Origin of the sequence: Achromobacter sp. LC458 (assembly GCF_001005835.2) — a bacterium.
Lineage (GTDB): Bacteria > Pseudomonadota > Gammaproteobacteria > Burkholderiales > Burkholderiaceae_B > Achromobacter > Achromobacter spanius_B.
This window is the reverse complement of the sequence record NZ_LBHW02000008.1, coordinates 195,371-203,371: the sequence shown is the minus strand read 5'-3', so window position 1 is coordinate 203,371 and position 8,001 is coordinate 195,371. Positions and strand designations below refer to the sequence as shown.

The window sequence follows — 8,001 nt, the reverse complement described above, 5'->3', positions numbered from 1 at the left end:
TTGTCGTCGATGATTTTCTTGATCATGGCGTCGACGTCGTCGTGCGCGGGTTCGAAGGCGCGCGTGGACCAGGCGGGCTCATTGCGCACGGCTTGCGTCAGCGCTTCGCCGTCTTGTTGGCCGACGTCCACTTCCACGTCCATCGACAGGCCGACGCGCAACGGGTGCGTCTTCAGGTCTTCGGGGTCGAGCAGGATGCGCACGGGCACGCGCTGCACGACCTTGATCCAGTTGCCCGTGGCGTTCTGCGCGGGCAAGAGCGCGAAGGCGCTGCCGGTGCCGGCATCCAGGCCGGCGACCTTGCCGTGATAAACGACCGAGCTGCCGTAAAGGTCGGCCACCATCTTGACCGGCTGGCCGATGCGCATCTTGCGCAGCTGGCCTTCCTTGAAGTTGGCTTCCACCCAGACCTGGTCCAGCGGCACCACGGTCATCAGCGCGGTGCCCGGGGCCACGCGCTGGCCCACTTGCGCGCTGCGGCGGGCAATGACGCCACCCACCGGCGCGGGCAGCACCGTACGCGACTGGGCCAGCCACGCGTTGCGCAAGCCCGCGGCGGCTTGCAGCACGTCGGGGTGATTGGCAACGGTCGTGCCTTGCGTCAGCGCCTGGTTGGTGGCCAGCTTGGCGCGCGATGCGGCCAGCGCGGCGCGGGCCTGTGCCAGACCGGACTGCGCCGACTTCAGCGCGGCTTCGGCGTGCAGGATTTCTTCACCGCTGACGCCGCCCGACTTGGCCAGTTGCTGGCGGCGGGTGACGTCGCTTTGCGCGCGGGTCAGCTCGGCCTGGGCGCGCAGGATGTCGGCATTGCGCAGATCGACGTCGGCGGCCAGCGCATCGTTCTGCACGTAGTAGGTGCGAACCTGGCGCACCATCTGCGCCAGCTTGGCCTGCGCCTGTTGCAGGGCCACGTCGGTGTCGGCCGGGTCCAGGCGCACCAGCGGCTGGCCGGCGGCGACGGTTTCGGTATCGTCGGCCTCGATGGCGATCACGGTGCCCGGCACTTGCGGCGTAATCTGCACCAGGTTGCCGTGCACGTAGGCGTCGTCGGTGCTTTCAAAGTGGGCGCCAAACAGGAACCACCAGATGGCGTAGGCGATGGCGATAAGAATGAAGACGCCGGAGGCCAGCAGCAAGAGGCGTTTGCGGGCGGGATTGGCGGTGGGGGTGGCAGCGTTCATGACGTCTGAATCCGAGGATCGTTCAATGAATGGGGTTCGTGGCCGGGGCGGCCTGCGCGGCTTGCGCGGTGTCCGTGGGGACGGGCGGGGTGTAGCCGCCGCCCAGCGCATTGGCAAGATTGGCGTCAAGCTGGTAGGCGCGGATACGCAGATCGGTATCCATGCGCGCCTGCGTCAGCACGCCGGTTTGCGCGATCAGCACGGTGATGTAGTTGCCCAGCCCCGCCTTGTAGCGGTTAACGGCCAGGTCGTACGCGGCCTCGATGGCCTCGCGGGCCTGGCGCTGTTGGGTGCGTTCCTGTTCCAGCAGGCGCAGCCCGTCCAGCGCGTCGGCCACTTGATGCACGGCGTCCAGCACGGCCTGGTTGTAGTCGGACACGGCAAGGTCCGCGTCGGCGCGGCGGCCGGCCAGGTTGGCGTTCAATTCGCCACCGTGGAAGATCGGCAACGTGACGGCCGGGCCGAAGCCGGCAGTGCGGGCGGCAGCGCCAAGCAGGTTGCCCGTGCCCAATGCCTGGAAGCCGGCGAATGCCGTCAAGTTGACGTTGGGATAGAACTCGGCCTTGGCGGTATCGATGGCGCTGCGCGCGGCTTCGGCGCGCCAGCGCGAGGCCACGACGTCGGGCCGGTGGCCCAGCAGGTCCAGCGGGATGGCGGTGGGCACGACGCCCGCGGGGGCGGTCAGGTCCACCGCAACTAGCGACTGCCCGCGCTGCGGGCCCGCGCCGGCCAGCGCCGCAACCTGGTTGCGCAGCTGCGCCAGCGTGGTTTCCGTCTGGGTCAGTTCGACCTTGCCGGCTGCCAACGAGGACTCAGCCTGTTTCACTTCCACCTGCGTGTCCAGCCCGGCGCTATAACGGCCCTGGGTCAGGGACAAGACGTCAGCGCGCTGCGCGATCACGCGCTTGAGCACGTCGCGTTGGGCAAAGGCGTTTTGCAGATTCAGGTAGGCGCGCACGGTGGCGCTGGCGAGCATGTTGCGCGCGGCCTGGGCGTCGGCGGTGGCGGCTTCGCGCTCGGACACGGCCGACTTCAGGCGCGAACGGTTCTTGCCCCAGAAATCCAGTTCATAACTGAAATCGAGCGCCAGCCGGTTGTCGCTGACGACGGTGCCGCCCAGCGGGGCCGGGTAGATGTAGTCGGCCGACAGGTGTTCGCGATTCAGGGAGTAGTTGGCGTCCACGCGGGGCATCAGCGGGGCGCGGGCAGAGCTGACGGCGGCGTTGGCCTTGGCCAGTCGCGCTTGGGCAGCGCTCATTGAGGGGCTGTTGGCCAGCGCTTCGTCCATCAGGGCGTTGAGCTGGCGGTCGCCGTAGCGTTGCCACCATTGCGTGTTGGGCCAGGCCGTGTCGTGAGCCGTCAGCCCCAGTTTGGCCGCATCCAGCGCTACAACGGGTTCGGGCCCGGGTTCCATCAGTGCGCAGCCGCTAAGTGCCAGCACCAATACGGTAGAAAGAAGGCGTTTCATCCTGACTGTTTGCTGAAAGTGATTGATTAATCTGTATTTGCCTAGGCAAACATTATGCCAAATAAAAACCCCGGTTCCGGGGCCAAGCAATGGGGGACTGGCGGCGTCACCGTTCCGGCGCCGTGCCCGAGGCCGAGCCGTTGGCGATCATGCGACGCAGGAAATGCATCAGCTGCGTTACTTCATCGGCCGAAAAACCGCGCAGGTGATGATTGAGCGAACGGGCGATGTTGGGCGCGATTTCGCGGGCCTTGGCTTCGCCCAGTTCCGTCAATTCAATCTTCACGACACGGCGGTCCTGCTGGCTGCGGTTACGCCGCAGCAGGCCTTTTGCCTCTAAGCGGTCAAGCGCGCGGGTCATGGCGCCGGTGTCCATGTCGTTCAGGCGGGCCAGTTCGGCCGGGGTGTCGGCGCGCCCCAGAAAGACCATGGCCAGCGGACGCCATTGCATCGCGGTCAGGTCAAGCGGGGCCATTTCCTGGTCCAGCATTCGGGTCAGCGAGTGATAGACCAGCTTGATGAGGTAGCCGGCGTTCTCTTCCCCCATGCAGCGGTGATCGCTGCGGTAATGGACGGGGGAATCGGCGGCGGGCGGGGCAGTTTCGGCATTCATGGGCCGAATTTTACTGCCTAGTCAGTTATTGTCAAGGCTGTGAATTCGCCGCGTTATGGGCCTCGGGCGCGCCCTTGCGCAGGCCCGACCAGACGATTGCGGCGACGATCAGGGCCGCGCCCGCCATCATGCGCGGCGTGGGTTCCTGGCTGAACAGCGCCCATGCAAAGGCAATGGCATAGACCGGTTCCAGCGCAATCACCAGCCCGGCCGTGCGTGCGTTAAGCCGCGTCAGGCTGGAGACAAACAGGTAGTGCGACAGCCCCGTGCAGAACACGCCCAGCAAGGCCAGCCAGAACCAGTCCACCGCCGGCAGCGCCGGCAGCTGGCCCACCGCAAACGGCACCATCACCAACGCCACGACGACGTTTTGCCAGCAGGCCACCTGCATCGGGTCCATGCCGGACGCAGAGCGGCGGTTGCTCAGGGCAAGCAGTGCAAACGTCAGGCCGGACAACAAGCCCCAGGCCAGGCCGATGGTGCCCTGGTCCGCCAGGTCGAAAGACGGGGTGACCAGGATGAGCCCGGCCGTGACCAGACCCAGCAACATCCATTCGCCGGCGCGGATGCGTTCGCGAAAGAGCAGGCCTTCGAATAGCGTGATGAAGGCCGGGAAGCTGGCGAAGCCCAGCGTGGCAATGGCGATGCCCCCAACCTTGACCGAAATGAAGAACGTGACCCAGTGCGCGGCCAGCAGCGCGCCGGCCAGCACCAGCACGAATAGTTGCGCGGGCGTCAGCACACCCAGCAGCGGCTTGCCGCGCAGCCGGGCAAAGACCCCCAGCGAAATCACCGCGAAGAGGGCGCGGCCCAGCGTGATGACGGCGGCGCCGGCTTGTATCAACTCCCCGAAAACGCCGGTCAGGCCGAAAAGCACGGCGGCAATATGGATATTCGTTAGAGCGCGTTGTCGGGTCATGCCTGGGGTGTCGATGCCAAAAAGCGATGTTGGGGCGTGCAAATCGGCTTGCACTGAATCTAAAATCATCGCATGAATCGTATTGCCAAGCTTTTGCCGCTTTATAGCCCGTCCGGTCGCGTGGCCGGAATCCTCATGGCGATGCTTGGCGCGGTGCTGTTTTCCGCGAAGGCGATTGTCGTCAAGTTCACCTATCGCTATGGGATTGACGCCGTTACGTTGATCGCCTTTCGCATGCTGTTCGCGATGCCGTTCTTCGCGGCGGTGGCCTGGTACCAGTCGCGCCGCGCCGCGCGGGGCGAGATCGTCGTCATGACTCCGAAGGAGCGCGTGCAGGTCATCGTGCTGGGGCTGCTGGGCTATTACCTGTCCAGTTTCCTGGATTTTCTGGGGCTGCGCTATATCACCGCCAGCCTTGAACGCTTGATCCTGTTTCTGTCGCCATCGCTGGTGGTGCTGCTGTCCGCGTTCTGGTTCAAGCGCCCCATCGAGCGCCGGCAGTGGCTGGCCATGGTGCTGTCTTATACGGGCGTGGTGCTGGTGTTTGCCCACGACCTGTCCTTCGGTGCCGGCAACGAGGTGCTGTTAGGGTCTTTGTTCGTTTTTGGCTCGGCGGCAAGCTATTCTGTGTACCTGATTTGTTCGGGCGAACTGATCAAGCGGGTCGGGCCGACGCGCCTGGTGGCCTACGCCATGCTGGTGTCGTGCATCGCCTGCATCATCCAGTTTTTTGTGATCCACCCGCCGTCAATGTTGATCCAGCCGGCGGGTGTGTATGGATATTCCGTTATTCACGCCACCTTGAACACGGTGGTGCCGGTGTTCATGCTGATGTGGGCGGTATCGCTGATCGGCGCGCCGACGGCCTCGTTGCTGGGCATGATGGGGCCGGTGTCGGTGCTGTTCCTGGCGTCGTGGTTCCTGGACGAGCCCATCACGGTATGGCAGATGGCGGGCACGGCCTTGGTGTTGACCGGCGTATTCGCATTGATGGGCGGCGGCGCCGGCAAAGCGGCACCGGTCGCCCCGCGCGAGGCCCCGCTGCCGCCGCGTTGAAATCTGGTTTTCTTGGTTTATTCGCATCACTTTCATTTAAAGGAGGCCAGCATGGCCAGCAATCTCGTCAAGGCAATTCGTATCGAGCAACACGGTGGTCCCGAAGTCCTGAAGCTGGTTGACGTGGAAGTGCCGGCGCCGGCCGCCAATGAAGTCACGATCGAACAGCACGCCGCTGGCCTGAACTTCATCGACATTTATTTCCGCACGGGCCTGTACCCCCATCCGTTGCCGCATGGCCTGGGCTTTGAAGCCGCCGGCGTGGTTACTGCCGTGGGCGCTGACGTCAAGCACCTGAAAAAGGGCGACCGCGTCGCGTACGGCCAAAGCCCCATCGGCGCGTACGCGCAGGCGCGCAATGTGCCCGCCAACCAGGTCGTGAAGGTGCCCAAGGGCATCGGCTTTGACGAGGCCGCCGCGCTGATGCTCAAGGGCTTGACGGTGCAATACCTGTTCCGCCAGACCTATCGCCTGCAAGGCGGTGAAACCATTCTGTTCCACGCGGCTGCTGGCGGCGTGGGCCTGATCGCCTGCCAATGGGCCAAGGCCCTGGGCGTGAAGCTGATCGGCACCGTGTCCAGCCCGGAAAAGGCCGAACTGGCCCGCGCCAACGGCGCCTGGGAAACCATCGACTACTCGCGCGAAAACGTCGCCGAGCGCGTGCTGGAATTGACCAAGGGCAAGAAAGTGCCGGTCGTTTACGACGGCGTGGGCAAGGACACCTGGGAAACCTCGTTGGACTGCATCGAGCCGCGCGGCCTGATGGTCAGCTTTGGCAACGCGTCCGGTCCTGTCGCCGGCGTCAACCTGGCCGTGCTGAACCAAAAGGGCAGCCTGTACGTGACGCGTCCGTCGCTGGGCGTGCATGTGAACACGCTGGAAAAGCTGCAAGCTGCCTCGGAAGAAGTGTTTGACCTGGTCTTGAAGAAGAAGATCAAGGTGCGCATCGACCAGCGCTATTCGCTGGAGCAAGCGGGCGAAGCGCAGACCGCGCTGGCCTCGCGCAAGACCACCGGCGCCACCGTGCTGATGCTGGACTGATCCGCCAGAATCGGCTGCCGGCCCTCGGGCCGGATCATGCCGTAGCCGGCTGAACCAGGGCCGGGCAAGACGCGCAATGCGCGGCTTGCCCGGCCCTTTTTGCTGCCGCGCGCCGTGCGCAGAATGACAAATCCCCATGCACGGCCCGACAAGCCTGCGCGCAATGCCGTTGCTATCCTGGCTCCACACTTTTTGTTGGAGCGTTCAGATGTCTTCAGCACGCAGCAGCGCCACCGACACCGCCGCCAGCGACCGCCCGGAACTGGCCGCCATCCGGGAATTCATGCTGATAGACGGGCAGCCGGTACACGAAGGGCAGGGCCAGCCGATCCCCGTGTACGACCCAGCCACCGGCCGCGTCATCGCCCACCAGCCCGATGCCGGACCCGCCCAGGTGGATCTGGCGGTACAAGCGGCGCGGCGCGCCTTTACCTCGGGCCCGTGGCGCGACATGCTGCCCGCCGGCCGCGAACGGCTGCTGCTGAAGCTGGCCGACCTGCTTGAACAGCACGGTACGGAACTGGCCCGTCTGGAAACGTTGAACAACGGCAAGCTGCTGGGCATTGCGCAGGGGCTGGAAGTGGGCGCGGGGGCACAGTGGCTGCGCTACATGGCCGGATGGGCCACCAAGATCACGGGCGACACACTGTCGCTGTCGATTCCGTTTCCCCCCGGCGTGCAGTACAGCGCCTACACGCTGGCGCAGCCGGTCGGGGTGGTCGGCGCCATCATTCCGTGGAATTTTCCCTTGTTGATGGCGGTGTGGAAGATCGCGCCCGCGCTGGCCACCGGCTGCACCGTTGTCCTCAAGCCCGCCGAAGAAACCCCGCTGACCGCGTTGCGGCTGGCCGAATTGGTGCTTCAGGCGGGCTTTCCACCGGGCGTCGTCAATGTCATCACTGGCCGTGGCGAGACCACCGGCGCGGCGCTGGTCGCGCATCCGGGGATCAACAAAATTGCCTTCACCGGCTCTACCGAGGTCGGCAAGCTGATCGGCCGGGCCGCCATGGACGACATGAAGCGCGTGTCGCTGGAACTGGGCGGCAAATCCCCCGTCATCGTGCTGGATGACTGCGACGTGGACCGCGCCGTGCAAGGCGCCGCCGCCGCCATCTTCTTCAACCAGGGTCAGGTATGCACGGCGGGTTCGCGCCTGTACGTGCAACGTGGCCTGTATGACAAGGTGGTGCAGGGGCTGGCCGACGTGGCCGCCGGCATGACGCTGGGGTCGGGCTTTGATCCCGCCACGCAGATCGGGCCGCTGATTTCGGCGCGCCACAAGCAGCGTGTCATGGACTACATCGGTATCGGCCGCGCCGAAGGCGGGCGGGTACTGGCCGGGGGCGTGGCAGGCGATGGCGATGGCTACTTCGTGCGTCCCACCGTGTTCGCGGATGTACCGCAACAAGCGCGCATCACCCAGGAAGAAATCTTCGGGCCCGTCGTCGTGGCGCAATCGTTCGACACGCTGGATGACGCGGTGCGTCTGGCCAACGACAGCGCGTTCGGACTGGGCGCCAGCATCTGGAGCAACGACCTGACGCGCGTGCAGCGCCTGATCCCGCAAATCGATGCGGGCACGGTGTGGGTCAACACGCACAACATGCTGGACCCCAACATGCCGTTTGGCGGGTTCAAGCAATCGGGCGTCGGCCGCGAACATGGCAGGGCGGTGATTGAGATGTATCTGGAGAAGAAGTCGGTTTGCATCGCGTACTAGCAC

At 65.2% G+C, this 8,001-nt stretch carries 7 protein-coding genes; 3 read left to right on the top strand and 4 right to left on the bottom strand.

The annotated features are described in order from the left end of the window. From YH64_RS09855 to YH64_RS09840, 4 genes are all read right to left on the bottom strand, one after another. The coding region (locus YH64_RS09855) for an efflux RND transporter periplasmic adaptor subunit (protein WP_143215315.1) at positions 1-1,181 on the bottom strand (1,181 nt) is incomplete at its 3' end. A gap of 22 nt (positions 1,182-1,203) precedes the next feature. Further along, positions 1,204-2,649, bottom strand: a complete 1,446-nt coding sequence (locus YH64_RS09850) for an efflux transporter outer membrane subunit (RefSeq protein WP_046803729.1) — start codon at positions 2,647-2,649, stop codon at positions 1,204-1,206. 106 nt (positions 2,650-2,755) lie between these two features. Then, entirely contained in the window at positions 2,756-3,262 is a 507-nt protein-coding gene (locus YH64_RS09845) for a MarR family winged helix-turn-helix transcriptional regulator (RefSeq protein WP_082134389.1), read from the bottom strand. Positions 3,263-3,293: 31 nt separating this feature from the next. Then, the gene (locus tag YH64_RS09840) at positions 3,294-4,181 is read right to left on the bottom strand and encodes a DMT family transporter (protein WP_046803727.1); all 888 of its coding nucleotides are present in this window, start codon (positions 4,179-4,181) and stop codon (positions 3,294-3,296) included. 72 nt (positions 4,182-4,253) lie between these two features. Here YH64_RS09840 and YH64_RS09835 point away from each other — a divergent pair, with 72 nt between their 5' ends. The 3 genes from YH64_RS09835 to styD all read left to right on the top strand — a co-directional run bounded on the left by YH64_RS09835 (position 4,254) and on the right by styD (position 7,998). Further along, a complete protein-coding gene (locus tag YH64_RS09835) occupies positions 4,254-5,237 on the top strand; it encodes a DMT family transporter (protein WP_046803726.1) in 984 nt (327 codons plus the stop codon). Between the two features lie 51 nt (positions 5,238-5,288). Beyond that, positions 5,289-6,278: a quinone oxidoreductase gene (locus tag YH64_RS09830; RefSeq protein ID WP_046803725.1), complete on the top strand. Its 990-nt coding sequence runs from the start codon at positions 5,289-5,291 to the stop codon at positions 6,276-6,278. Between the two features lie 208 nt (positions 6,279-6,486). Beyond that, entirely contained in the window at positions 6,487-7,998 is a 1,512-nt protein-coding gene (gene styD / locus YH64_RS09825) for a phenylacetaldehyde dehydrogenase StyD (protein ID WP_046803724.1), read from the top strand. Positions 7,999-8,001 lie beyond the last annotated feature (3 nt).

What these genes read in the sequence shown, in the direction of transcription:
- YH64_RS09835 (WP_046803726.1), top strand. Translation starts at nt 4,254, where the DNA reads ATGAATCGTATTGCCAAGCTTTTGCCGCTTTATAGCCCGTCCGGTCGC.
- YH64_RS09830 (WP_046803725.1), top strand. Translation starts at nt 5,289, where the DNA reads ATGGCCAGCAATCTCGTCAAGGCAATTCGTATCGAGCAACACGGTGGT.
- styD (WP_046803724.1), top strand. Translation starts at nt 6,487, where the DNA reads ATGTCTTCAGCACGCAGCAGCGCCACCGACACCGCCGCCAGCGACCGC.
- YH64_RS09845 (WP_082134389.1), bottom strand. Translation starts at nt 3,262, where the DNA reads ATGAATGCCGAAACTGCCCCGCCCGCCGCCGATTCCCCCGTCCATTAC.
- YH64_RS09840 (WP_046803727.1), bottom strand. Translation starts at nt 4,181, where the DNA reads ATGACCCGACAACGCGCTCTAACGAATATCCATATTGCCGCCGTGCTT.
- YH64_RS09850 (WP_046803729.1), bottom strand. Translation starts at nt 2,649, where the DNA reads ATGAAACGCCTTCTTTCTACCGTATTGGTGCTGGCACTTAGCGGCTGC.